Raw genomic sequence first — 24,847 nt, forward strand, 5'->3', positions numbered from 1 at the left:
TTATATATTCTTCACTTGCAGCTCGCGTGGGACTTCAAAGAACATATTCTCTTCTCGGCCTGTAAGCTCTTCCACTTCAGCACCAATCAACGTCTGAATACGAACAATGATCTGATTAACTAAATCTTCCGGCGCTGATGCCCCGGCAGTAATACCGACTTTCGACTTACCAGCAAACCATATCGGCTGAACATCTTCAGGGCAATCAGTCAGATAACCAGGCGTTCCCAGCTTTTCAGCCAGTTCTCGAAGGCGGTTTGAGTTTGATGAGTTCTTCGAACCCACCACGATCATCACATCGACGTCTTGTGCCATTTCACGCACCGCATCTTGACGGTTCTGGGTCGCATAACAGATATCATCTTTGCGCGGGCCTTGGATCTCAGGGAAAACGTCACGCAGTTTTTCGATCACATCCGCAGTTTCATCGACCGATAGCGTCGTCTGGCTGACATAGTGCAGATTGCTCGGATCTTTGACCTGCAGCGTTTCAACATCTTCAGGCTTTTCGACCAAATACATTCCGCCAGCAACACTCGCATACTGGCCCATGGTTCCTTCGACCTCCGGATGACCGGCATGGCCAATCAGCACCACTTCCATATTACGACGACTGGCACGCGCAACTTCCATATGAACTTTAGTCACCAGAGGACAGGTTGCATCAAATACCGTTAACTGACGTGCTTTGGCTTCATGGCGTACCGCCTGAGAGACGCCATGGGCGGAGAAAATCACAATATTGTCATCAGGTACTTCGCTGAGCTCTTCGACAAAAATAGCACCGCGCTGTTTCAGTCCTTCAACCACAAAGCGGTTATGCACCACTTCATGACGCACATAAATTGGCGGTTGATACATTTCAAGCGCGCGCTCTACAATACTGATCGCACGATCTACGCCGGCACAAAAACCACGCGGATTTGCTAATAAGATTTTCATTTCTAACAGCTCTTAATCCTGAATATTGACAACTTCAACTTCAAAAGTGACACGTTGCCCGGCAAGAGGATGATTAAAATCGACGGTCACAGAGTCACCAACGACATTGGTTATAATTCCTGGAATATCATGGCCATCAGGGCCAGCAAAGGCCATAATAGTACCGACTTCAGCTGGTGCATCGGCACCAAACTTACTTAACTCCACGTGATGGATATTGTCCGGATTAGCGTGGCCAAAAGCATCTTCTGGCTCAAGTGCGAAGTCACTTTTTTCGCCTTCGGTTAATCCTAACAAACATTTCTCAAAATTTTCCGTCAGGCTACCATCACCCATACGGAATTTTGCCGGTTTCCCCATAGCCTGAGTTGAATCAGCTACCGAGCCATCTTCCAGTTTTATTGCAAAGTGCATCAGCACTTCACTGTTTTCCTTAATTACCGACATGTAAACATCCTAGTCTCGAGTTTCTAGATGCCGAGTGGCGAGTGTGTCGCACCTCTGAAGGCTTCTCGCTTTTGCCTTCGAAACTCGCCTCTCGAACCTGCGTTTATAACGCTCTTTTTACAACAAAGCGCCGTCCGTATCAACGGACAGCGCTCAGGGTTATAGCATTTATCTGGTTTTCAGTGGCTAACTTACTGTTTCTTTTTATCAGCAACAAAGCCTTCAAGAATGATCAGTGCTGCACCAACGCAAATGGCAATATCTGCAATATTAAATGCCGGCCAGTGGTGGCTGCCCACATAAAAATCGAGAAAGTCGACCACAAAACCATGGTAAAGGCGATCAAACAAATTACCAATCGCACCACCAATGATTAAGGCATAAGCGCTGTTTGCCAGCGTGTTCGTTACCGGCGTTCGACGCATCCAGAACGTCAGTAAGCCGCATACGCCCAAGGCTATCGCCGCAAACAGCCAGCGCTGCCAACCACCGGCATCATTTAAAAAGCTGAATGCCGCACCATAATTGTGTACATAAAGCAGATTAAAGAATGGCAACAGTTCGATACGGTTAGGCCAACCATAGTCCATGGCATTCATCACCAACAGCTTACTGCCAATATCAAGGATGAACACCAGAGCCGCCAGCCATAGCCAGCGAACTCCAGACTGTTTAAGCGATAGCCTTTGATTAGGCGCAGACATAGTCATTAGGCAAACTTACGCTCTTCACCTTCACCGCTGATGTTAGTCACACAACGACCGCACACTTCTTCATGGCCTTCAATTGTGCCCACATCAGCAACATGGTGCCAACAACGGTCGCACTTCGCGGCTTCCGAGGCCTTCACTGTCACGAACAAACCTTCAACATCGGTTTCGTGTGCATCGTCTGGCTTGCTGTCAGCAACAACAACCGTCGCTTGAGACGTTAACAATACAAAACGCAGTTCATCTTCTAAGTTATTTAACTTAGCCGCCAGCGCTTCGTTTGCATGCAGCGTTACTTCCGCTTGCAGGGCACCACCGATCACTTTGTCTTTACGCGCACCTTCAAGCAGCTTGTTGACGGCACCACGAACCTGCTGGATTTCAGCCCAGAAATCGTTGTTCAGTTTTTCGTCTTGAGCAAGACCGAACAGGCCTTCGAACCACTCACCGGTGAATACGAACTTGCCGCGCGGCTCGCCATTGCCTTGAGAAGCTGGCATCTCGTTCCAGATTTCATCTGCAGTGAACGACATGATTGGTGCCATCCAACGAACTAATGCTTCTACGATGTAGTAAAGCGCGGTCTGACAGCTACGCTGTGCGTGGCCACCTTGTTTCGCCGTGTACTGACGGTCTTTAATAACGTCTAAGTAGAAAGAGCCCATCTCAACAGAGCAGAATTGCATCAGGCGCTGAGTAACACCGTGCAGGTTGTACTCATCGTATGCTTTGATGATTTCTTCCTGCGCAGCCATCGCACGGCCGACAGCCCAGCGATCAAGAGCTACCATTTCTTCTGCCGGAACCAGATCGGTTTCTGGGTTGAATCCGCTCAGGTTAGCCAGGAAGAAACGCGCAGTATTTCGAATACGGCGGTATGCGTCAGCAGAGCGCTTCAGGATTTCGTCAGAAACCGCCACTTCACCGGTGTAATCCGTTGATGCAACCCATAGACGCAAGATATCTGCACCCAGTTTATTGGTTACATCTTTTGGCGCGACAACATTACCGACCGATTTCGACATTTTACGGCCCTGGCCGTCAACGACGAAGCCATGAGTCAGTACTTGTTTGTACGGGGCTTTGCCTTTCATTGCTACAGATGAGATCAATGAAGACTGGAACCAGCCACGGTGTTGATCTGAACCTTCCAGGTACAGATCCGCTTCGTTACCGTTATATTCTTCGCGGCTGTCAACCACAGAGAAGTGAGTCACACCGGAATCAAACCACACATCAAGCGTATCGAGTACTTTTTCGTAATCTGCCGCGTCCGCTTCACCCATTAGCTCCGCAGGATCCAGATCCCACCACGCCTGAATTCCCTTTTGCTCAACAAGCTGCGCAACTTTTTCAATCAGTTCGCGACTATTCGGGTGAAGTTCTTGCGTTTCTTTGTGTACGAACAGTGCAATTGGCACCCCCCATGTACGCTGGCGCGAGATACACCACTCAGGACGACCTTCCACCATACCTTCGATGCGGCTTTGGCCCCACTCAGGTAACCACTGAACGTTCTTAATTTCACTCAGAGCTTTAGCACGCAAACCCGCTTTATCCATCGAAATGAACCACTGCGGGGTAGCACGGAAGATGATAGGTGTCTTGTGGCGCCAGCAGTGTGGGTAGCTGTGCTCGTAAGCATGGTGGTGTAATAACGCACCGTGCTCTTTTAATGTCTCAACAACGGCGTCGTTGGCTTTGAATACGTGCTGACCAGCAAACAGTTCAGTATCCGGTAGGTAAACACCGTTACTACCGACCGGGTTAGCAACTTCAAGCCCGTATTTTTGACCAACCACGAAATCTTCCTGACCATGTCCAGGCGCGGTGTGTACACACCCCGTACCTGACTCGGTAGTAACGTGATCACCAAGAATAATTGGCACATCAAAACTGTAGAACGGGTGGTTGAAGCGCATCAGCTCCAGATCCGCACCGCTACAGAAGCCAAGGTTATGGAAATGCTCGATACCGGCACGATCCATCACATCTTTTGCCAGCTCTGCGGCAACGATCAGACGTTGAGGCTCATCACCTTCAACTTGAACCAGTACATATTCAAGATCATCACGAATGGCTACTGCACGGTTCGCCGGCAGTGTCCATGGTGTCGTTGTCCAGATAACAACAGACACGTCACCTTGACCTTCATGGCCTTCGGCACAGTTAAATTTAGCCACAACAGCAGCTTCATCAACGGCTTTGAATTTAACGTCGATAGACGGTGAGACTTTGTCTTGGTATTCCACTTCTGCTTCAGCCAATGCTGAACCACAATCCGTACACCAGTGAACAGGTTTAAAACCTTTCAACAGGTGATCGTTATCTGCAATTTTACCCAGAGAGCGAATGATGTTCGCTTCTGTTGTAAAATCCATCGTACGGTATGGCTTATCCCACTGACCCAGTACACCCAGGCGGATAAAGCTTTCTTTCTGACCTTCAACCTGACCTGCCGCATAGGCACGGCATTTTTCACGGAACTCTGCTGCGGTCAATTTACGACCGGGCTTGCCCCACTTTTTTTCTACCATCAATTCGATAGGCAGACCGTGGCAATCCCAACCCGGGATATATGGTGCATCAAAGCCTGACAGAGTCTTTGACTTAATAATAATGTCTTTAAGGATCTTATTCAGCGCGTGACCAATGTGAATATCACCGTTGGCGTATGGAGGGCCATCGTGCAATATGAAGGATTTCTTACCCTTCTTAGCTTTACGGATTTCACCGTAGAGATCTTCATCATTCCAACGCTTAAGCATTGCAGGCTCGCGTTGAGCTAGATTGCCTCGCATCGGAAACCCTGTTTCAGGCAGGTTCAGGGTATCTTTATAGTCGCTCATTGATTCTCGATTCCGTTACTTGGGCGAAGTTGGACATTATTACGCTCAGACAGCCACACCCGTGCTGTTTGAGCATCACGCTCGATTTGTGCTTTTAGCGCATCGAATGATTCGAATTTTATCTCGTCGCGCAGCTTATGTCGCAGCACAACTTCAATCTGACGACCGTATAGGTCCGATTGGAAATCAAAAAGGTACACCTCCAGTTGCCGGCGTACACCTTTCACTGTTGGTCGATGACCAACGTTGGCAACTCCCGGTATAGGAGCACCTTCAACACCAAACACCTCGACCGCATAGACTCCAGACACCGGAGATACACGTCGCTTCAATGGTACATTTGCTGTTGGAAAACCGATTGTGCGGCCGAGTTTGCGTCCATGAGACACGCGTCCGCTAATACTATACGGGCGGCCTAACATGGATTCAGCCAGCAGCAAGTCATCATTGACTAAAGCCTGACGTATTGCCGTACTACTGACCCGTTGCTCTGACACGCAAAAGCTCTGAGTACTGACAACCGTAAAGCCGAATTCTTTTCCGGCTGCTACCAGCATAGCAAAATCCCCGCAGCGGCCTTTGCCGAAGCGAAAATCATCACCAACAACCAGAAACTTAACACCCAATTGCTCCACCAACAAGCGGCGAACAAAATCTTGTGCCGACATATCGGCAAAATGGGCATTAAAATTGATACAAAGCAAACGTTCGACACCAACTTGCTTCAACTGCAAATATTTATCGCGAAAACATGTCAGCCTTGCCGGCGCCTTATCACCCGCAAATAATTCCAGCGGCTGGGGCTCAAAGCTCATCACCGTTGCAGGCAAGCCTAATGCGCGGGCCTTCGCCAATACCTGACGCAATACCGCCTGATGACCTAAGTGAACACCATCAAAATTACCAATCGTCACCACGCTGCCGTGGTGCTCTGGCTTGATATTATGTATGCCTCGGATTAATTCCATGCGCCGCTTAAATTTTCGCAGAGTGAAAAACTGACGGATTATATACTACTCTGAGCCCATGATTCCAATATGAATCATTCTCAGACCGCCCAATCGCATATATTAAGGCTCTGAACGGATTAACTTTCCGCTTTTAGGTGGTGCGGGCGAATGCCCAGCAGTACCACGGTCGCCAGATAAACTGTCGCACCCAACGCAATCATCCCGGTCAACCACAAAGCCCGGGAACTCAGTGGCCAAGCCAGCCACTGCTCCATCGCCGGGAGTATCCATAGCAAAGCTGTAACCATCATCACACCGGCCACCGCCAAGCGCAGTACAAACATCAGGGTGGTTTTCGATACCCGATAGACATTTGCACGGTGCAAACCCCGATAGAGCAAGGCAGCATTGACTAACGCTGACAGCGCGGTGGCCATCGCCAGCCCAATATAGCCATAGAAATAAGCAAAGATGGCGTTAAACACCATATTCGTGAGCATGGCGATAATGCCGTAACGAACGGGCGTCCTGGTATCCTGTCGGGCGTAATATCCCGGGGCCAGCACCTTAATCAACATAAAGTTCAGCAGGCCAGAGGCATAAGCCAACAATGACAACGAGGCTTGTTCGACATCCGCGGGCAAAAACTCGCCACGCATAAATAACACCATCAGCATCGGCTTCGCTAATACCATCAGGCCCAGCATAGCCGGAATTCCTAGCAACAGCACCATGCGCACCCCCCAATCCATCGTATGGGCAAAGTGCTCGCTGGTTTGTTCGACATGTTTACGTGACAAGGCCGGCAAAATCACCGTGGCAATCGCAATACCAAACAGACCGAGAGGAAACTCCAGCAACCGATCAGAATAGTACAGCCAGCTGATCGACCCCGTTGCCAGGAAGCTGGCGATAAAGGTATCAAACAGCAGGTTGATTTGACTGACTGACACCCCAAACAGCGCCGGGATCATCAGGGTACGTATTTTTACCACGCCTGGGTCATTCCAGCCCCATCGTGGTTTTACCAGCATCCCTGCTTTGGCGAGGAAAGGCAGCTGGAACAAAAACTGGATTAAACCACCTAACAGAACCCCGATGGCCAAGCCAATTTCGGGTTGATCCAGGTTCGGTGAGACAAACCAGGCACAGCTAATGATCGCCACATTCAGGAACACCGGCGTAAAAGAGGAGACGGCAAATTTACCCAGGGTGTTTAAAATGGCGCCTGATAGTGCGACAAAGGTAATAAACCACAGATAAGGAAAGGTGATCTTTAATAGCAAGCTGGCTAATTCAAACTTTGGTGCCGAAGGGCCGTCATTTAACCAGTCGATAAACCACCCGGCACCGAACAGAGCCGTCACAATACCCGATCCTAAAATGCCCAGCAGAGTCACTATCGTAACAATCACTCCAAGGGTACCGGATGCGCGCGCAATCAACTGACGGATCTTATCTCGGTCTTCTGCAGCATGATATTCTGTCAAAACAGGAACAAACGCTTGAGAGAAAGCACCTTCGGCAAACAGTCGGCGTAAAAAGTTCGGGATCTTGTTGGCAAAGATGAAAACATCGGCCGTAGCCCCCGCCCCCATTAGGTTCGCCACCACGACATCTCGTACTAAACCGAGCACTCTAGAGACCAATGTCATGGTGCTAACTATCAGTCCAGAGCGTAAAAGACGCTTACTCACAAAAAAAACCTCATAAAGATGGCCCAGAAAGGTGTCTTCCAGACCTAAATGCTGGTAAAATCTGCCGCCATATTAACCGTGTTAATCCGCAAGTGCCAACTAGATTGGTTAGGCGGATATTTGCACAAATCATTTGACAAGATTCGGTTAAGCAGGCATAGTCCTCGGCCTTAAATTGTCACCGTACCAAGATTTGGGAGTTACACCCTTGGCAAATATCAAATCTGCTAAGAAACGTGCTATCACTTCAGAAAAACGCCGCCAGCACAACGCTAGCCGCCGTTCTATGATGCGCACTTTCTTCAAAAAAGTTATTGCTGCTATTGAAGCTGGCGAGAAAGAGAATGCAACTAAAGCATTCGCTGACATGCAACCTGTTTTGGATCGTATGGCTACTAAAGGCCTAATCCACAAAAACAAAGCTGCACGTGATAAAGCTCGTCTAGCTGCTAAAATCAAAGCTCTTTAATTTTAAGAGTTATGATTAAGCACAAAAAAACCGGCATCAGCCGGTTTTTTTATATCTGTAAAGTGCTGATAGCCTTTCAACAAACCATGTATACCCAAACGGCCCTAGTCTTTACCACAGTACATATTATGCAGCAGCTGAATCATCGCCCTGACTTCATCGCTCTTGAGGCGATAAAAGACCGTCTGTGCTTCCTTCCGGGTTTCCACTAACCCATCTCGCCTTAACCACGCCAAATGCTGAGATAATGCAGACTGGCTTAAGCCAAGTTTCTCACTCATCATCCCCACCGACATTTCCCCTTCAAGCAAATAGCAAAGAATGAATAAACGTCGCTCATTGGCCATGGCTTTTAGTAAAACTACAGCTTCGGGCGCATTTTTCTCCATCTGTTGCAGATCCATACTCTCACTGCCAATCAACTTAAGTTAATGCTAATATACTTGTTTTAAATCGGTTTTACTAGCTATGAAAGAAGAAATAAAAACATTCCAATCAAACCTTTGGTAACACTATTTAAACAACCGCCTAAAGTCAGCCTCACAGATTTTTTTCACAGCCGGATGCATAATCATCCGTTCTGCAAAGATGACATAATACTCTTCTTTAATTTCTTCAACGCGTTTCACTTCACGAATGGTATTAGACTCTTCAATCTCGTCCGCATAAATAGAGGGCGCAACAAACATCGAGTGATGGTAAGAGCCAAATGCTTTCATTAATGCGGCATCATCAAATTCACCGAGAATATTTGGTGTGATCCCTTGCTGATCAAACCATTGATGCAACTTTCGCCCCATGGCAGTACGCCTGCCTGGTACCAGCAATTTATAATCTTCGATGCAGGCCGGAAAATTCAATGGCTTCGCCGGCACTGAACAAAAAAAGCTCATGCTCGACTCTCCCAGCTTTTTACTATACAAACCGGGGCTTTGTGCTGAATCTACCGGACAATCAGAGAGGATCATATCCAGCTTGTGCTGTGACAGCTGCTCTAGCAGCATCTCGTGGGTCGATTCATAGCAACGTAAGTGAATACGCGCATCATCGGGTATCCCCTCCAGCAAGACTTTACTCACCAGCCGCTTGGAGAGTGCATCTGCCACCCCGACTTCTAACAGTTGATTCTCGCGCTGGGTATAGTTAACGATATCGAGCATCTCATAACTCAAATCAAACATCTTATCGGCATACTTAAATACCAGCTGTCCGAGCTCTGTCGGCTCGATATTACGACCAACCCGCTTGGTCAGCTTACCTTTAAGTCGCTCTTCTAAGGTGCGGATCTGCCCCGTTACGGTTTGTGGTGCCAAAAACAGGGCATCCGCAGCTTTGGTCACTGAACCTTGCTTGCAGACCATCCAGAAGTAGTAAAGGTGGTTATAATTCAGGTGGGACATTCAGTCTCATTCTTATAAATAAAAAAACCCCAGAACGCAGCTTACGCTGAGCATCCGGGGCCTTCAATATTTTTCATATTTAGAACAAGATCTAATGGGGGTTAATTTTCCATTTGAACCGATTTTTTCTCCATCTGCACCGTTTTACGGTAACGCTCTCCTACCCGTTGCTCTAAAGCACGAGAGCGATATGGATCTTCCTGTTCAACCATGGCTGTGCTATCAACGGCTGCCTTTCCGTGGCTTAAGCCCGTTAAATAAGCCTGGCAAAGTTCTGTATTACTATTGTCGATACAACTGTCATAATCGTGCCCTGCATAGGCTGATGATGATGCCAGAATCACAATACTTAGAAGGTAACTCTTCATTTATGCCTCCGTTTCTGGCTGATACGTTTCTGCTTTTGACAGAACGCGACTCAGTAAGAAGTAACCCACGACAGCTGCCATCGTTGATCCCAGCAAAATCCCCAAACGTGAGTAGGTGTTAAAATCAGCGGGTGCGCCAACAAAAGCTAGCGACGAGATAAAGATAGACATTGTAAAACCGATACCGCACAGCACTGATACCGCGAAGATATGATTTAGCCCAATACCATCAGGTAGTTTTGCCAGGCCGGTTTTTACCGCAATATAGCTTGCGGTGAAAATACCTAACGGCTTACCGATAAATAAGCCCATCGCGATACCAACCGGCAACATCGATGTCATGCTTTCCAGTGATACGCCTTCTAACGAGATCCCCGCATTTGCAAAAGCAAATAACGGCAAAATGAAGTAAGCGACATAAGGGTGCAATACATGCTCCAGGTGCTTGAGCGGCGAATGCTTGTCCGAATGTCCCTCTTTACCGTTTAATGGAATGGCAAAGCCCAGTACCACACCCGCTAATGTGGCATGTACGCCCGACTTCAATACGCTGAACCACAGTACGGAGCCTACAATGAGGTACAAGGAGACTTTAGTGACATTCTTCGCGTTCATGACAAACAAGGTTGTGGTTGCAGCAAAAGCAACCGCTAGCGCTATGGTTGACAGATCAGAACTATAGAACAGCGCAATGATCACGATAACGCCTAAGTCATCGATAATTGCCAGGGCTAACAAGAAGACTTTTAAGCTAACCGGCACACGGTTACCTAGCAACGCCATAACCCCAAGCGCAAATGCAATATCCGTCGCAGCTGGGATCGCCCAGCCCTGTATCGCGACCGGATCGGCAAAGTTAAACGCAACATACACTAACGCTGGAGCAAGCATGCCTCCCACAGCGGCAATCGCCGGGAAGATCGCTTTCTCTTTGGTGTTCAATGCGCCTTCAATAAGCTCACGTTTTACTTCCAGCCCAATCAGCATGAAGAAGATAGCCATCAAACCGTCATTAATCCAATGCTCAACGGATAGGCCCGCGACATAAGAATGCAGTGTGCCACTATAAAGATCTTGTAACGGAGAGTTAGCAATCAGCATTGCAACCATGGCTGCAATAATCAAAATGATGCCGCCTGCTGACTCTAATTTAAGAAACTTACGAATAGTATCGGTCATTGACCGCCACTCCTTAACATAACAAACATGACTAAATACTAATGAAACTAGTCTAATCGCCCGCAGGCATGACCGATAATCGTTTGTTTAGTGCAAAAACCTCGGTAAAACCGAGCTATTATCAACCTAACCAAGCAATATCCGCATAAAAAATTTATAGAACAAAATAATTACCCGCTGTTTTACTGAAAAATTCATAATAACTGAAAACTTTTACTATTTTTTTATTGCAAGCCGCAGAACCCACACTTAAGGAGCCCAGTCAAAAAAACAAAAAAGATGCTGGTAAAACAAACAATTATCATCCCAACATATAACCCAAGCCAGAACTAAGCCACTCCCCGTCAAATCACAGAATAGGTACAAAATTCCTTTATGACAGTCAGTGTCATATTTCTGAAATATTCGCCATCTACCATCGCCTCAGATTTCAATAAAATGACACCTAAACGACATACTATTGTCATGGAGAAATGATTATGACTACCCAAGCCACGACAGCTGAACCAATAAACAGCTCTATGCGTTGGGTCCGCTGGGCAAACCTGGCGTTCATGCTTTATGTACTGCTCGTTGCTGTCTCTATGGTCAGCAGCGGATTCAAATGGTCTGTAGGTGAACAAGCTAAAACCTTATTTGAATTTGCATCCCATCCGATAGCTGGCCTGATGATTGGCCTGGTGGCGACATCGCTGATTCAATCGTCCAGTACTGTGACCTCTATCATTGTCGGCCTCGTGGCTGGAGGCTTGCCGGTAGAAACGGCGATTCCAATGGTAATGGGTGCCAACATCGGTACAACCCTGACCAACACTCTTGTAAGTTTAGGTCATGCTCGCTGTAAAACAGAATTCCGCCGTGCATTTGCCAGTGCAACCGTGCATGATTTCTTTAACTTGCTGGCGGTTTTAATCTTCCTGCCGCTGGAGATGATGTTTGGCCTGCTAGATAAAGTCTCTTCATGGTTAGTCTCGCCAATGCTGGATGCGGGTGATATGAGCATGAAGGGTATGAACTTTATGAAACCATTGACCAAGCCTGCAGTTGAAATCGTAAAAGGCCCGCTAGAAGCGATGGGCAATATGGGCGGCGTCGTACTTATCTTTATCGGTATTGCACTTATCTTCATCGCAATCAGCGCAATGGGTAAGCTGATGCGTAGCCTGATGGTAGGACGTGCGCGTGATATCTTAAAGAGCGCAATTGGCCGCGGTCCGCTACACGGTATCGCATCAGGTACTGTTGTGACGATTCTGGTTCAATCTTCTTCAACAACCACCAGCCTGATGGTACCGCTAGTGGGTACCGGTGTCCTGAAAGTACGCGATGTCTACCCATTCACATTGGGTGCCAACATCGGTACGTGTATCACGGCGCTACTGGCAGCAACCGCGATCTCTGGTGACAACGCAGTCTTTGCGCTGCAGATTGCCCTAGTTCACTTGTCATTTAACGTAATGGCAACACTGCTAATCTTCGGCATCCCTGTACTGCGTGAGCTTCCACTGAAAGGCGCATTCTTCTTAGGCGAACTGGCGACGAAGAGCAAAACAGCCGTTGCTGGTTACATTGGCCTCGTCTTTGTTGTGATTCCGAGTTCTATCCTGGCGTTCACGGTTTAATAAACTAACGCCTGACGTATCGCTCAGAAATAAAAAAAGCCCCGCGCATTCTCTGATTCTCAGAGAGGCGCGGGGCTTTTTGCTTTATTGGCTTTTATTTAACAAATACAATTAATTACACAGAAAATGGATATTTAATCGGTTCATGGTGCTCATAACCGACCACTTCAAAATCATCCATCGTTACCCAGGTTTCCAGATCTTCCAGGCTCTTAATCTCCGGATTGATCATTAGCTGCGGAGACTTAAACGGCTCACGCTTAAGCTGTACATCACGCATCAGATCCAGCTGATCCTCATAGATATGGGCATTAATGATCTTGTGATAAGCCTGACCGGGTTTGTTACCCGTGATTTGTGCCATCAGCGCCAGCAGCGTGTAGACTTGGATCTGGTTGAAATTCAGCCCCAACGGGACGTCACACGAACGCTGGTAGCTCGTCAGATACAACGTATCACCCAGCAAAGAAAAGGTATGAGTGTGCATACAGGGGCGCAAACAGCCCATATCAAATTCTCCCGTAAGGGAGATCTAGATTTGTTTACGAGTTACAAAAACAGACCTAATAAATTGGGTCACTTTTATAGCTTGTAGATATGCATTGAATTTTTTTTGCATCAGGTTTAATATTAAAGGATACCATTACTAATTACGAGTAAAGCGCATGCAAGGCAGCCCCTGGTATCAGATCGTTTGGATCTATGACAGTAACTTCGAAGGACGTGAATTCCCTTTGGTCTATCTGGCCAACGGTCGACCCGGCTATGTCATTAATCAATATATCTATGACTTGATGAAGCGAGAATTTAGCCATAGCAAGCTGGAACTGCATGTCCGCGCATTGTGTCACCTGTACGCATTTACTTGTGCTAAATATGGACTTCGACCTTTAACGGATGAAGAGTCTGCTTGGTTGGTTGCTGATTTTCTCGATGCAAAGCAGTTCGGTACTGATGCACAGTGTTCACGCAGGGCAAAGCGTTTTGAGTGGCTACATAATCTTGGCCTGCATTGGGAGCCATTGTTGTTCAGTAAACGTAAGCAGGGAAGTACATTGCGAGGGTATGCTGATGCTATCACCGAGTTCGATAAGTGGCAGCATGTCCACCATGGCGCAAATCGCCTCAGTCCCACCGAAACCCATTTCATGAGTGCTTGGGAGCGCTTTCAAGATTTTAAAAAACGCAAAGACTGGGACATGCTGCTTCACTTGGTCAAGTCTCACAAAGGAACTGTGGAGCAATATCAATCCGCAGTACGTGAGCGTCTCGACGCGGCTGAAAAGCGAAGAGGTAAAGGCGGCGGCGTAAAAAAATCATTCCCGCCGAGTCGGATAGTGGAACTGGTTGATGAAGCTGCAACCAATGTTCGAGACAAGCTGCTGATATTGATGATGCTAGGTGGGAGCTTACGTCGCGCTGAGCCATTACATGTATTCCATTTCGATGTCGAAGGAATGGACGGAATGGGTCAGGCCATGATCCGCTTGGCCGATCCAGAGCATGGCATGATCGAATGGATGGAAGATGGCAAGCAAGTGAGCGGCACACGCAGTGAGTATTTCAAGCGTTATTGGGAAAAGCAGAATAGTGATATCCCCGAGACGCACCCTCTACGGTATCTGGCGCCACGAACCGAAATGGGGCGGCGAAACCAAGGAATGCACGCCGGATTTAAAGGGATGACATACAGTGGTGGTGAGCAGTTCTTAGACGGACGTGATTATGACATCCACTATATGTGGTGGTGTGATCCAAGGATTGGGGCCTATTGGTATGAGCTGTTTCTGGAATATGAAGAGACATACCTGAAAAACAACCCGTACACAGGCGAGCGCAATGTGCGCAAGAATCCACTTACCGGTGAATTCGAATCGGGACTTCCCCATCCCTGGCTATTTATCAAAATAGATCCCGAAGGCTATGGCGAGCCATTAACCGTGACTGCACTTAAGGCTATTTGGCGGCGGTTAAAACGAAAGCTTGGAGTTGATCATCGTCTTGGATGGCATAGTTTGCGACACTACTTTGGCTACTATTGTGCCAGCATACTGCAATTACCGATGGAAACCGTTCAGGTTCTCATGCATCACGCACAGCCTAGCTCTACTAACGTCTATTACCACCTGAGCAATGGCTCAGTACGTGAATCAATAACTACTGCCCAGCTTAAGGCGGCTGGACGCGAAGACCTACTTCCTTATGTGATACCAAAGGGCAGCCGAGTCCCCAAACTCCCTGACCATTGGTCAAACGACTATTACAAGCTTTATTTGCAACAAATCGAACTCAAGAAAGCCTTCCACGAAGAATTACCCGCAGTTGTGAAACAAGCCCTAGAGGATAAGTCTGAATGAACGAAATGATTTCTCTACATCCCGAAGCCACTCACCTAACCGGCTATTGGAGTGGGAAGACGGTTCAAGTAAATAATACAGATAAGATTCTGCTTTTAAAAGAATCATTGACCACAGCTAATGTCATTGGCCTTATTACATCCTTTCATAATCTGCGAGTATCGAACTGGCTGAATGAAGAAAAAAGTTATTTTAAATTCGAAGAAGGGCGAACAATCAGTACATCAATTATGTACTGGGAAACATTGCCAAGTTTTGCTGATGATCTGGGGTATTACAACAATAAAACTAGTCCCGCAAAGACTTTTAGAAATCTTTGTGAGCGCCTGGGTGACAAACAATCAGCTATTCAGGAGATTCACCGTGTTTGGATAGAAGAGGGTCTGCCGAAAGGCTTTGATGCATTCCGTGCATCCCCATCTAAGGATTTGAAAGATGGTCATGCGACAATGCTGCTCGGTGCCAGTCGTTTGGCCGGCGTTGAACTGGATTCTTTACTTACGGATTTGTTGGCTATTCATAACGCAGCCTTAACGCATTTTGCAGTTAAAGGGTTCCCGCCTTCTGAAATTTTCCATCTTACAAATGTGTATCTTTTAGCCAGAGATAAGCTTTTGAGTTCTCCTGCGGGTTTTGCGCTCAAGCGACTTTTTCCTGAAATTTATGCGTATTTGAGTAAAACAGACAACGCTCGGGCTTGGAAGGTGTGGAGGCGGCTTAGAAGAGGGTGCAGTCAATGGTTACTATTGGGTGCATGGAAAAATTATTGGTTACTACCTAAAAACAGCGAATCTTTTACTGCAGCACTTTCGTCATTGCTGAATGAACCAGACAATAAGTTTGGTGATTGGGATATTTTATTAACTAAGCAATCTAAGACGCCACCTTGGTTGGCATCATTATATGCGCGAAGCACTTTACGAAATATCGATGACACACCCACACATATACTTGAGCATATTCCTTTGCCTTCAGGTTGGAAGACAGCCTCACTGAAATCTGCCTTAAAAAAACACAACAATGCTCGCCCCTTTCCGTTGGAGATGCTTGATAAAAGAACACGTAATGTGCTTAAGCAGAATAAAATATATTCTGAAAAGTGGGCGGAGGAGACCCTATCCCCTACATGGGCCTGTTTTTTTAAGCTATGGCATCTTTCGCAGCCAAACCTTTCTCAACAAGATAGAGGTAAAATATTCCATCTACTTGAGTGGTGCAAAGAGCGAGGTATTGAGGATCCATGGGCCATTACTTCAGTGCAGTTGTATAATGTATATGTGCCTGATGATCAGACTGATTTTTACCATTATTTAAAGAAAGCTCAGCAAGAAACGGGCAATCCTAAATCAGATTTGGCTGTAATACACTGGACTAAACTTAATACTGTGTTTAATAAAGTAGTTAACCAAGCCAAATTGCCAGATAGAGATGCTGACCTTATTACCACAGATAACCCTGCCAACCCGTTTGAAGGATTGCCTCAACCCTTTAAACGAAAAAACTCTAATGGGAATAAAACTCCTCGCAGCCGTCTACTTTCCGAACTTCAAGAAGAATTAGTAGAAGAGTTGCTAGGGCTGGAAACTCAGCAGCGCGAGGTTTATCTGCCTCTGCTTGATGAGAAAGGACAGCCACTACTGGATGACGAGGGATACCCAGTTCTGAGCCATGAACCAACACTAATTGAAGTTAAAGTGCCGACTTTTTCCTGGGCTAAAAAGTGGTCAGAAGAATCTACCTCAACAGGAAAGCGTTACAAAACACAGTCCCCTGAGTGGTATGAGCGCAATGGTGTATGGCACTGGAATCCATCTGCAAGCGTGGCGCTAGCGATACTATTGCTAGTACCACTACGCGGCAAACAGGTGCGCTGGCTCGACCAGGGGCTGCTTGATCCGGAAGTGTTTGAACTTAGTTCTGGGAGGATGATTGAAAACACTCACCCTCTGGGACAGTTTCGTTATGCAAATGGTGAAAATCAGAAAGATTTCTATGGCTCGCTATCTGGGGTATTGCAGGTTCACTCTGATGAACTTAATGGGGCTATGGAGTCTGTAATCTGGAGTTCAACCAACAAAACCGCACTATGGGACGGCGTTAGTCGCACCGGCTATGCCCTCCCTTGGCCGGATGGCCAGGCTCTGATGCTGAGTGATGATGAAGAAATACGAAAGCGCGGCCAGCAATTGGCGAGAGTCTATGAGGTATTGCGATATCAGCATGAGTACATGGCAAAGCATGATCCGAACCCTAGCCCGATGAATTTTTCGCATGTCTCTGAGGACAAAAAAGACCTGCCTGTAGAGGAACACTTGCATCAAAACTTGCCATGGTTTGTGCCGTTGTGTCGTCAGTTAGGCAACGAAGTTAATGTAACCTGGCCTAATGGTGAGGTGCATCGAGCCAGCCAGCCAGTCAGCAAAGGTCATATCGAAAAGCTATATAATGCCTTGTGCCTTCATGTTGAGAAGAAACTTCGAAAAAAAGATAAACGTCTGGCTAATGTATCGTTGACAGTTGAGTCGAAAACTAGCACTTCTGTGAAAGGACATAAGGCTCGTTACGACATCCATTCGTTGCGTGTCGCGGGGATTAGTCGCCTGATTGAATTGGGTGTTCCTGCACACCTGGTGTCTGAGTATATTGCAGGACACCAGACTGTGGTAATGACCATGAATTACTTCCAGACTACCCCAATGCACATGCGTAAGCAGTTGATGGAAGCCCTATTGAATGGAGACATTATCGATGGCTTTGAGGCAGTTGTTGAAAGGCTGGCCAATGCCAATGCCAATGCCAATAATGGATTATTGCCTCCAGGCAAACAATCTCGTGATCATGCAGAAGACTTACCAATAGATTTTGCTGCTATTGCGCCGGTACCTGGCGGTATTTGCTTAATGGGAGGAGAAGGCTCACGTTGTGATGTTTGTGCGGTCAAATACCGAGAAGACGAGAGAGGCCAGGTCGTTGCTGAATATGTTCAGCAACTTGGAGGTTGCGCTGGCGGTCGATTTTATCGTACCGGGCCAGATTTCAATATGCAGCAGGCGCTGGAAGCCAACAAGCTTATGGTTTTGTTGCGTCAGAAGGCTCGTGAGCGTAAGGCCGCAATAGAAGAGTTGAAGGCACTGAATGACCAGATCCGTGAACTTGAGATGGATATCGAGATGGGTTGTAACTACCAGCCCCTGGCAAAGATGCAAAAGCAACTGGATAACCTGAAACTTCGTCATCGAGGTGCAAAGAACCGCTTAAATGAAATGAATGAGTTACAGGCTCCTTTGATTGCTCAGTGGTATCAGCGTTGGCAGGACTTCACTGATTCGAAAGAGCTGGAAGCCGAACTTGCCAACGAGGAAGCATCAGGTCAGATGGTGCTGATAGGTGATAGTGAGTACGTTGATTTCACTCCAGAAATTGCTGCAAGTAATGATTTTGGGTTGGTAAGAACAGTGCTGGAGCAGGCATTGTGTTACAAGCGTACCGGTATAACCATGCCTGAAGACTGCAGGATGCTGGTAGATCAGTTTTTGAATCGTATCTTTGCAATAGAAGACCCGCAGTTGCTGATGCTGTTTAATCAGCCTCGTTCGGCTCAGGAGCAAGACTATCTGTCTGGAATGCTGGCTAATTTGGTATCTACTGTATTTGGTGATGACAAAGTGCAACTCGCATCCGAAGGTGGACTAAAACTCGGCTTCAATAGCGAGCTGAAAGAAAGCGTTAAGGCCTTGTGTGAAAAGCCTAGCCTACTTGCGATGCCTGATCATCGTGGCAAGTTCAGTAACTTGCAGCCAATTGAAATTCGGGTCGAGCAATCCGAAGCCGAGTCACCTGCCCTGGAGCATTTCTAATGAGCGTATTACCAACATTATCTCAGACTGCTAGTGAGCTATTGCATCAAATGCTTGCGGCCAAAGATGCCAGTCCAAAGCTGAAAAGCACACTTGAGAAGGCCCGGAAAGCCTGTGATGTAATTGAGCAAGCTGGCGGGAAAATGAATTTCAGAACAATCGCCAAGATCGGTACGGATAATTTCGGCGGGCCTTCCTATAGCACTATTGCCAATACTGATGCTAAGGCAAAGCCGTATGTTGATTTGCGTATAGCTGAGTATGCACAAAAGCAAAAGAAAGGTGTTAGTCAGCCTAAAAAATCAACTAGTAAGCGTATTATTGATACGAGCACGCTTGATCCGGTAACGAGTCGCATGGTGCATGATCTTCAGCAGCGCAACCAAATGCTGGAAGAAATGCTGAAGGATTTAAAAGACCGAGCGCTTATGGAAACACGTAAGTCGCCTCATCGTACAGCAGAAGCTATCGCGCTGGGTGTAGACCCGGCAACTGGCAGCCTGGCAATTCCTGAGCGAAAAGAAAATGAGGTCAATGAGCAAGATCATCCAGCTCTATTGGAGAGTTCTACTTCAAGTTGCCCGACTGAAGTTGTTGAGGTGGTTAGACGACTTCTAACACTGGTTGACCCAGATGATCCTCTCAAAAATACAGCGCAGCTATCTTGGACTAAGCATCGTGATTACACCTACCTCCTGGCCGACCAAGATTTTGGTAAACAAACACTGATATCACCTCGTGAATTACCTGTAATTGCTAAATGGTTAGAGGGAAACAACAATGACTGAAGCCATTTCTCCAGAAGCAATTTTGAAATTCGAGCAAGCTAAGGAGCACAAGGCGGGCATTAATGGCGGAGCTGCCGCAGGTGTGGCCGCAAAAGCTGTTTGGGATGCTTATATCCGAACTAAAACGGATGACGACTGGCGACAGATGGTGCTGCCTACAGGGCAGTTTGCAGGGCACTTAGATAAGTCAAGTATGGCGGATGAGTGTGAGATTACTCGAAACGTGTTTCGCTCAAAGAAAGACCGTGACGGTAATGAGATATGTGCCATTTTGAACTCCCTGCACGCCCTGGAGGCCGGTTTAAGGAAGCGTGGGGTCTTGCCTCCACTTGTTGACAAAAAGCCTGCAGGAAGTGATTCAGACGCTTCAGGGGAAATCCCAAAGCGTGATACAAGCGACCGAAAATCAGCCAAGATAAAAGGCGACCTCAAGGCAGCAAACGAAGAAATTGCTCGCCTAAGAATTAAGGTTGAGTTGCTTGAAGATGAATTGAAGAAACATCAAGGGCTTGAATGTATTGCGCAGGCAATGAATGACCTGATGAGGATTCCACAATGATCACCAACCAGATAAATGGAAGTTTCCAGGGGTTGATCAAGGTTAATTCGGTAAACCGCAAATATGAGAGCAAGCGGTTCGTCAGCTTCTTTGCTGTGGGTATTAACCCTCGAGGTAAGATCAGTGACACCCGCGGCATGTTTCAGGTATACCGATTGCCACGACATAAATTGTGCGGTAATTCGCTTGAAGTCGGTCAGTTCTGGCATGTTAAAGCTGATGTAAAAATCGAACCAAATGTTGCGCAAGACGGGGCTGTCTACTCCACATATCATCTTGTTAACGTCAAAGATATGTTCCTGACAAGACCGTCTGGTAAGCATATTGTTTGGCATCTAACAAAGGGGAAGGCATACAAAGGGATAGGCAAAGACAAAGCGAACGAATTGTGGCGTGTCTTTGGTGACAAGCTGTACCAGGTTCTTGATGAAGGCGACAAAGATCAATTGTGCAAGAAGTGCGACAAGATAACTGAGCGTACTGCTCAGATCTTGGTTGATGCATGGAAAGCGAATGGTGACTCAGCAAAAGTATTCAAGTGGTTCGCAAAGCATGAATTTGACGGTGAACTGGCGCAGGCGGTTTATGACTTTCACGGAAGTCACACGATCAAAGCGATTGAGGAAAACCCTTACCGTCTACTGTCATTTGTTGATGATAAGGCAGCTACGTTTAGGAAAATCGATGAATTTTCGCAGGAAACATTCAAGATCGATACTTGTGACGATCGTAGGCTAATGGCCGCTGTTGAGCAGTCCCTCTGGGCTTTGTTCACCAATGGAGGACATACTGCCTGCACCTATGGACAGTTGAAGGTTGAGCTTGATAAGAGACTGACAGACTTTGTGCCAGGTGCTATCGCAAGAGTCAAGGCAATAGATGGCTGCCGGGTACTGTTAACTGAGGATGATTGTTCGGACTATCTACGGTTGCTCGAACCAGCTCTAATGGAGCAGGTTGTTGCGCGGAGGATTGGAAGCTTAGTGGTTGGGAATAACAGTCCTATCTTGAATAGTGAAGATATTAAACAAACTATCACTGAGTTTGAGCGCTCTGAGGGTTTTGTCCTAAATGAGGCACAAAGGCTTTCGGTGAGCACTTGCCTAGCCAATAAATTTTCGATCATTACAGGCGGAGCCGGTGTTGGAAAGACAACAGTGCTAAAGGCTGTGTATAAACTGCTTGATCGTGCCGGCTATGCACGTGTCCAGATTGCTTTGTCAGGACGAGCAGCAAGGGAAATGACTAGGGCGACTGGTGAAGAAAGCTTAACCATTGCTCGTTATCTATCTCGGTTTGATTGGGATAAGGATGCTCCAGATAAGGCATACCTGGTTATTGACGAAACAAGCATGGTTGATATCCATCTCATGTACAAGATAGTTCGACATACACCTGAGCATATTCGAATTGTGTTGATTGGAGACCCGTTTCAGATTCCACCTGTTGGCCCGGGACTTGTGCTGCACGAGTTGGTCAATGCAGAGTACATGCCGTGTACTGAACTGACTATCGTAAAGCGTCAAGGCGCAAACAGCGACATTCCTGTGCTCGCAAAGCAGGTTCGAGATGGTGAATGGCCGCAGTTGCCCGTAGTGCCGACTGGGGATGTTTCATTCCTGCCCTGTGCAAAGGATGACTATATTGGACATGTGCTAGATCTTCTTGCTGAAAGCTCGCATAGCACTCAAGTGCTTTGCATGCAGAATAACATTAGAAATAAAATAAATGAGCTGGCGCAACAGCGATTCCGCTCTGCTGATAAAGAGCTAGTGCTGTATTACGATGAAGGCTATGTTGAAAGAAGTGGTCTACGCCTACATGACCCTGTCATGTGTAATCGAAACCGCTATGATCTCGACCTTCAGAATGGCTCGATGGGAAAGATTGTTGCTGTCTATGACGAAGGGAAGACGGTCGAGTTAAAAGACGACGATACCATCACGATTATTACCAGCTTTGGTCGTATTTCGTGGGACGATGGGCTGGATCGGGAGATTACAGTAGATCTTGTGGATGATATGGAACTGGCTTACGCAATCACGGTACACAAATCACAGGGCTCACAGTTTCCTCGCGTCATTGTTCCAATATTTAACTCCATAATTCTTGATCGTACCTTGATATATACTGCTATTACCCGCGCTCAAAGCCAGGTCATCATGATCGGCGACGAAACTGCAGCCCGGCGTGCAACTAAAGCTGAGCCAAAAGCATTCTTGCGACAAGTGATGCTAGCGAGGTCAATTCAGGCGCTGCTAGAAGCAGCCTAAAGTCTGACTATCGTCATCTTGAATACAAATAAAAGGTCGCCAATTGAGGTCTTTTTTGTATATGAACTACTTAGGTTGGGTGTATTATCCAAACTCTAACCTATTGTCAGGATTGATAAATGACCACGCCTATTGTACTTACGCTCCAGCGACATGCTCTCGATAATCAATTTCCAATAACAGAGCTGCTTCGTATGGCTTATGCGGCTGCAGTAAAGTTAAACTTGAGTGATTTTCAGGAGTGGGCTGGTCGTGAGCTTAATGGATATGGAAAAAATGAAGTTCCAGATTATCGCTCCGTCAAAGGAAATCTTCGAGCGTTTAATCAATTTAGAGGCTGGATACCGGTTCAGATGCCTGACAATGAGTGGGATCGTACCGTTTCAACTTACAACAACGGTCAATCTATTGCTGAAGTGGAACAGCTAGCATCCGCAAATGGAACGATTACTGTCGATTTTCCAGTAGAGAGGGCTCTTCTTCTGCAGGAAATATTCAACTTCGATGGTGAATTTAGGATCTTTATTGGTCACGCTGCGATGGAAAATATTCTCAGTGCCGTTCGCAATCGAATTCTCGAGTGGGCATTGCAGTTGGAATCCGATGGCATTCTTGGTGATGGCATTTCGTTTAGCAGAGAGGAAAAGGAGAAGGCTAAAGTGTCTGGTAATATCCACATTGGAAATTTCCAAGGTGTTCTTGGGGATGTATCGGAAAGTACGGTTACTCAGAACCTGAATCTTACAGTGAGTCAGGGTGACTTCGATCAGTTAGCCGATGTTTTACGCAGTCACAAAGTACCTTTCGATGATATTGCCGAGCTAAAGACAGCTATCGAAGAGGATGGTTATGTTGACGGCAAATCCGGCCTCGGTAAAAAAGTTAGTGGTTGGATTGGAAAGATGACAGTCAAGGCGTGCGATGGTAGCTGGAATATGGCTATAGCAACGGCTGCTAATGTGCTGGGTACTGCAGTTAATGGATACTACGGAATTGGAGTGTAGTGGATATACTCTAAGCCGCAGCTTAGTAAGGTCGCCTGGCGGCCTTTTTTGAAGGCAAGAATGCCACCGCAGCTTTAACCTAGCTCGATACCTGGTACGGCCTTATCTCTGAAAATCCAGTGAGCTATACAGATATTTGATATCAAAACGGGGCTTTTGGCTCATTTTTTGTCTCAAATGAATACTATGATTTACGCTCTTGGAATTGCCCTCAAACCGTTGTTAACTTTCAGGCATCGACTTAGCTTGGTACCCAAAAGGTGGACTATGGGCTTTTGAGGCGCTGGAAAGGCTGTTTTAGGTGCCTAAGTTGCCTATATACCATAATAGATATAATGACTGCAGTATTTTGAGGGTACAAGTGACATTTTAATCTGAGATATAGGTAAGTAATCAGGGCAAACGCATGAACATCACAAAGATCATTGCAATCAGATGGATACATCTAACCTAAAAAATAGCGCAGTGTAGCAAAATATTGATTTAACATGATATTGCATTTGTCGTGCGTTCGCCCTGGGTAAGTAATAGGGAGACAAAGCTAAGCATCGTACTATGCCTAAAAAATCAAATTAATTAACAATTAGCAGAGGCTTCCTTATAAAGGAGTTAAAGAATAAGTACGCATGTTTATATGACCCACTTAACGTAACTTGGTTCTTTCCTAACCCCAAGACGAAAGAGGCAGAGGGCTTAATGCCAAGGTATTGTTTTTAAGGTAAAATAGTGATAAAACACACCTTACATACCGTCGTGAATGTATGACTAAATGCTTCTACTCTGAAAATCAACATTTTTATAAATTAGGAATCAAATGAAACCGTTTAAACATAGAAGAAAGACGCTAACTTTCAGCAACACTGTTGGCGAAGTTATTTCGACACAAAAAAGCAATAAAGTGTCTGTATCAACATATCATGCGAGTTCTTCTACAAAGAATGAAGTTTGGATAAAAAAAGAAAATGGTAAAGAAATTGTAGTCAATCTTTCAGGGGAGTACCCTTTAAGAGTAGGAAATAAAATTACGCTAACGGCTGCTTACCCTGAAGGAAAAAAAAATGGAAATGGCGTAATATTGATAAACCACGATTTGGAACGCCATTGGATTCTAAATGATAGTGATGATCTAAATAGGTTGTTTAATTTACAAGTGTTTAGCATGACATCACTATTTATTAACTTGGCACTACTTGTGTCAATATTTGTCCTTATTATGAACTTAACCAATTATAATGTCCCTGTTGCACTTGGTTCTTGTGGTGCTTTTCTATTATTCCAAGGGGTAAAGGGAGTAGTTAAATACAAAGGCTTTAAATGTAAGTTAGATGCACATATAGCTGGATTAGTTAAAAACATTTCCTACTAAATACAAGCAC

The 24,847-nt window shown here is 46.3% G+C and carries 19 protein-coding genes and 1 pseudogene; 9 read left to right on the forward strand and 11 right to left on the reverse strand.

Annotation, left to right across the window (positions count from 1 at the left end):
* From ispH to murJ, 6 genes are all read right to left on the reverse strand, one after another.
* Window positions 1–942: a 4-hydroxy-3-methylbut-2-enyl diphosphate reductase gene (ispH, locus tag C9I89_RS14440; protein ID WP_107284042.1), complete on the reverse strand. Its 942-nt coding sequence runs from the start codon at window positions 940–942 to the stop codon at window positions 1–3.
* Between the two features lie 12 nt (window positions 943–954).
* Window positions 955–1,389, reverse strand: a complete 435-nt coding sequence (gene fkpB / locus C9I89_RS14445; protein ID WP_107284043.1) for an FKBP-type peptidyl-prolyl cis-trans isomerase — start codon at window positions 1,387–1,389, stop codon at window positions 955–957.
* 191 nt (window positions 1,390–1,580) lie between these two features.
* Entirely contained in the window at window positions 1,581–2,093 is a 513-nt protein-coding gene (gene lspA / locus C9I89_RS14450) for a signal peptidase II (protein ID WP_170107709.1), read from the reverse strand.
* Between the two features lie 5 nt (window positions 2,094–2,098).
* Window positions 2,099–4,948 carry an isoleucine--tRNA ligase gene (ileS, locus tag C9I89_RS14455; protein ID WP_107284045.1) on the reverse strand — a complete coding sequence of 950 codons (2,850 nt, stop codon included), beginning with the start codon at window positions 4,946–4,948 and terminating at the stop codon, window positions 2,099–2,101.
* Window positions 4,945–5,916 carry a bifunctional riboflavin kinase/FAD synthetase gene (gene ribF / locus C9I89_RS14460; protein WP_107284046.1) on the reverse strand — a complete coding sequence of 324 codons (972 nt, stop codon included), beginning with the start codon at window positions 5,914–5,916 and terminating at the stop codon, window positions 4,945–4,947. The genes ileS and ribF overlap by 4 nt, the downstream gene beginning before the upstream one ends.
* A gap of 119 nt (window positions 5,917–6,035) precedes the next feature.
* Window positions 6,036–7,595 carry a murein biosynthesis integral membrane protein MurJ gene (gene murJ, locus C9I89_RS14465; protein ID WP_107284047.1) on the reverse strand — a complete coding sequence of 520 codons (1,560 nt, stop codon included), beginning with the start codon at window positions 7,593–7,595 and terminating at the stop codon, window positions 6,036–6,038.
* 208 nt (window positions 7,596–7,803) lie between these two features.
* Here murJ and rpsT point away from each other — a divergent pair, with 208 nt between their 5' ends.
* Complete coding sequence (gene rpsT / locus C9I89_RS14470; protein ID WP_107284048.1) at window positions 7,804–8,064, forward strand: 30S ribosomal protein S20; 261 nt, start codon at window positions 7,804–7,806, stop codon at window positions 8,062–8,064.
* Between the two features lie 104 nt (window positions 8,065–8,168).
* Here the strand turns inward: rpsT and C9I89_RS14475 are convergent, their stop codons facing one another.
* The 4 genes from C9I89_RS14475 to nhaA all read right to left on the reverse strand — a co-directional run bounded on the left by C9I89_RS14475 (window position 8,169) and on the right by nhaA (window position 11,011).
* Window positions 8,169–8,468 carry an ArsR/SmtB family transcription factor gene (locus tag C9I89_RS14475; RefSeq protein ID WP_107284049.1) on the reverse strand — a complete coding sequence of 100 codons (300 nt, stop codon included), beginning with the start codon at window positions 8,466–8,468 and terminating at the stop codon, window positions 8,169–8,171.
* A gap of 108 nt (window positions 8,469–8,576) precedes the next feature.
* Window positions 8,577–9,464: a transcriptional activator NhaR gene (gene nhaR / locus C9I89_RS14480; protein WP_107284050.1), complete on the reverse strand. Its 888-nt coding sequence runs from the start codon at window positions 9,462–9,464 to the stop codon at window positions 8,577–8,579.
* Between the two features lie 101 nt (window positions 9,465–9,565).
* On the reverse strand, window positions 9,566–9,832 hold the full coding sequence (locus C9I89_RS14485; RefSeq protein WP_107284051.1) for a hypothetical protein: 267 nt from the start codon (window positions 9,830–9,832) through the stop codon (window positions 9,566–9,568).
* The gene (gene nhaA / locus C9I89_RS14490) at window positions 9,833–11,011 is read right to left on the reverse strand and encodes a Na+/H+ antiporter NhaA (protein ID WP_107284052.1); all 1,179 of its coding nucleotides are present in this window, start codon (window positions 11,009–11,011) and stop codon (window positions 9,833–9,835) included. It abuts the gene before it with no gap.
* Between the two features lie 479 nt (window positions 11,012–11,490).
* Between nhaA and C9I89_RS14495 the strand changes: the two genes are divergently transcribed.
* Window positions 11,491–12,633, forward strand: a complete 1,143-nt coding sequence (locus tag C9I89_RS14495; protein WP_107284053.1) for a Na/Pi symporter — start codon at window positions 11,491–11,493, stop codon at window positions 12,631–12,633.
* 115 nt (window positions 12,634–12,748) lie between these two features.
* Here the strand turns inward: C9I89_RS14495 and C9I89_RS14500 are convergent.
* Window positions 12,749–13,153: pseudogene (locus tag C9I89_RS14500) on the reverse strand (thymidylate synthase); the annotation flags it as partial.
* A 145-nt stretch (window positions 13,154–13,298) separates the two neighbouring features.
* Here C9I89_RS14500 and C9I89_RS14505 point away from each other — a divergent pair.
* The 7 genes from C9I89_RS14505 to C9I89_RS14535 all read left to right on the forward strand — a co-directional run bounded on the left by C9I89_RS14505 (window position 13,299) and on the right by C9I89_RS14535 (window position 24,837).
* Window positions 13,299–14,990, forward strand: coding sequence for a tyrosine-type recombinase/integrase (locus C9I89_RS14505; RefSeq protein WP_107284054.1), 1,692 nt, complete (start codon window positions 13,299–13,301; stop codon window positions 14,988–14,990).
* Window positions 14,987–18,847, forward strand: a complete 3,861-nt coding sequence (locus C9I89_RS14510; RefSeq protein ID WP_107284055.1) for a VPA1269 family protein — start codon at window positions 14,987–14,989, stop codon at window positions 18,845–18,847. The genes C9I89_RS14505 and C9I89_RS14510 overlap by 4 nt, the downstream gene beginning before the upstream one ends.
* Complete coding sequence (locus C9I89_RS14515) at window positions 18,847–19,635, forward strand: hypothetical protein (protein ID WP_107284056.1); 789 nt, start codon at window positions 18,847–18,849, stop codon at window positions 19,633–19,635. Before C9I89_RS14510 ends, C9I89_RS14515 begins: the two co-directional genes overlap by 1 nt.
* Complete coding sequence (locus tag C9I89_RS14520; RefSeq protein WP_107284057.1) at window positions 19,628–20,194, forward strand: hypothetical protein; 567 nt, start codon at window positions 19,628–19,630, stop codon at window positions 20,192–20,194. The genes C9I89_RS14515 and C9I89_RS14520 overlap by 8 nt, the downstream gene beginning before the upstream one ends.
* Window positions 20,191–22,467, forward strand: coding sequence for an AAA family ATPase (locus C9I89_RS14525; protein ID WP_107284058.1), 2,277 nt, complete (start codon window positions 20,191–20,193; stop codon window positions 22,465–22,467). Before C9I89_RS14520 ends, C9I89_RS14525 begins: the two co-directional genes overlap by 4 nt.
* A 119-nt stretch (window positions 22,468–22,586) precedes the next feature.
* Window positions 22,587–23,471 carry an AbiTii domain-containing protein gene (locus C9I89_RS14530; protein ID WP_107284059.1) on the forward strand — a complete coding sequence of 295 codons (885 nt, stop codon included), beginning with the start codon at window positions 22,587–22,589 and terminating at the stop codon, window positions 23,469–23,471.
* Window positions 23,472–24,285: 814 nt separating this feature from the next.
* A complete protein-coding gene (locus C9I89_RS14535) occupies window positions 24,286–24,837 on the forward strand; it encodes a hypothetical protein (protein WP_107284060.1) in 552 nt (183 codons plus the stop codon).
* Window positions 24,838–24,847: the final 10 nt, after the last annotated feature.

The sequence above is a fragment of the Photobacterium lipolyticum genome, assembly GCF_003026475.1.
Classification (GTDB): Bacteria; Pseudomonadota; Gammaproteobacteria; order Enterobacterales; family Vibrionaceae; genus Photobacterium; species Photobacterium lipolyticum.

Excerpts from the sequence above, each read along its gene's own strand:
- C9I89_RS14535 (WP_107284060.1), top strand. The coding sequence starts at position 24,286 with ATGAAACCGTTTAAACATAGAAGAAAGACGCTAACTTTCAGCAACACT.
- ispH (WP_107284042.1), bottom strand. The coding sequence starts at position 942 with ATGAAAATCTTATTAGCAAATCCGCGTGGTTTTTGTGCCGGCGTAGAT.
- nhaR (WP_107284050.1), bottom strand. The coding sequence starts at position 9,464 with ATGTCCCACCTGAATTATAACCACCTTTACTACTTCTGGATGGTCTGC.
- C9I89_RS14475 (WP_107284049.1), bottom strand. The coding sequence starts at position 8,468 with ATGGATCTGCAACAGATGGAGAAAAATGCGCCCGAAGCTGTAGTTTTA.
- nhaA (WP_107284052.1), bottom strand. The coding sequence starts at position 11,011 with ATGACCGATACTATTCGTAAGTTTCTTAAATTAGAGTCAGCAGGCGGC.
- C9I89_RS14505 (WP_107284054.1), top strand. The coding sequence starts at position 13,299 with ATGCAAGGCAGCCCCTGGTATCAGATCGTTTGGATCTATGACAGTAAC.
- C9I89_RS14515 (WP_107284056.1), top strand. The coding sequence starts at position 18,847 with ATGAGCGTATTACCAACATTATCTCAGACTGCTAGTGAGCTATTGCAT.
- C9I89_RS14520 (WP_107284057.1), top strand. The coding sequence starts at position 19,628 with ATGACTGAAGCCATTTCTCCAGAAGCAATTTTGAAATTCGAGCAAGCT.
- C9I89_RS14495 (WP_107284053.1), top strand. The coding sequence starts at position 11,491 with ATGACTACCCAAGCCACGACAGCTGAACCAATAAACAGCTCTATGCGT.
- fkpB (WP_107284043.1), bottom strand. The coding sequence starts at position 1,389 with ATGTCGGTAATTAAGGAAAACAGTGAAGTGCTGATGCACTTTGCAATA.
- C9I89_RS14485 (WP_107284051.1), bottom strand. The coding sequence starts at position 9,832 with ATGAAGAGTTACCTTCTAAGTATTGTGATTCTGGCATCATCATCAGCC.
- C9I89_RS14530 (WP_107284059.1), top strand. The coding sequence starts at position 22,587 with ATGACCACGCCTATTGTACTTACGCTCCAGCGACATGCTCTCGATAAT.
- lspA (WP_170107709.1), bottom strand. The coding sequence starts at position 2,093 with ATGTCTGCGCCTAATCAAAGGCTATCGCTTAAACAGTCTGGAGTTCGC.
- ileS (WP_107284045.1), bottom strand. The coding sequence starts at position 4,948 with ATGAGCGACTATAAAGATACCCTGAACCTGCCTGAAACAGGGTTTCCG.
- C9I89_RS14510 (WP_107284055.1), top strand. The coding sequence starts at position 14,987 with ATGAACGAAATGATTTCTCTACATCCCGAAGCCACTCACCTAACCGGC.
- C9I89_RS14525 (WP_107284058.1), top strand. The coding sequence starts at position 20,191 with ATGATCACCAACCAGATAAATGGAAGTTTCCAGGGGTTGATCAAGGTT.
- ribF (WP_107284046.1), bottom strand. The coding sequence starts at position 5,916 with ATGGAATTAATCCGAGGCATACATAATATCAAGCCAGAGCACCACGGC.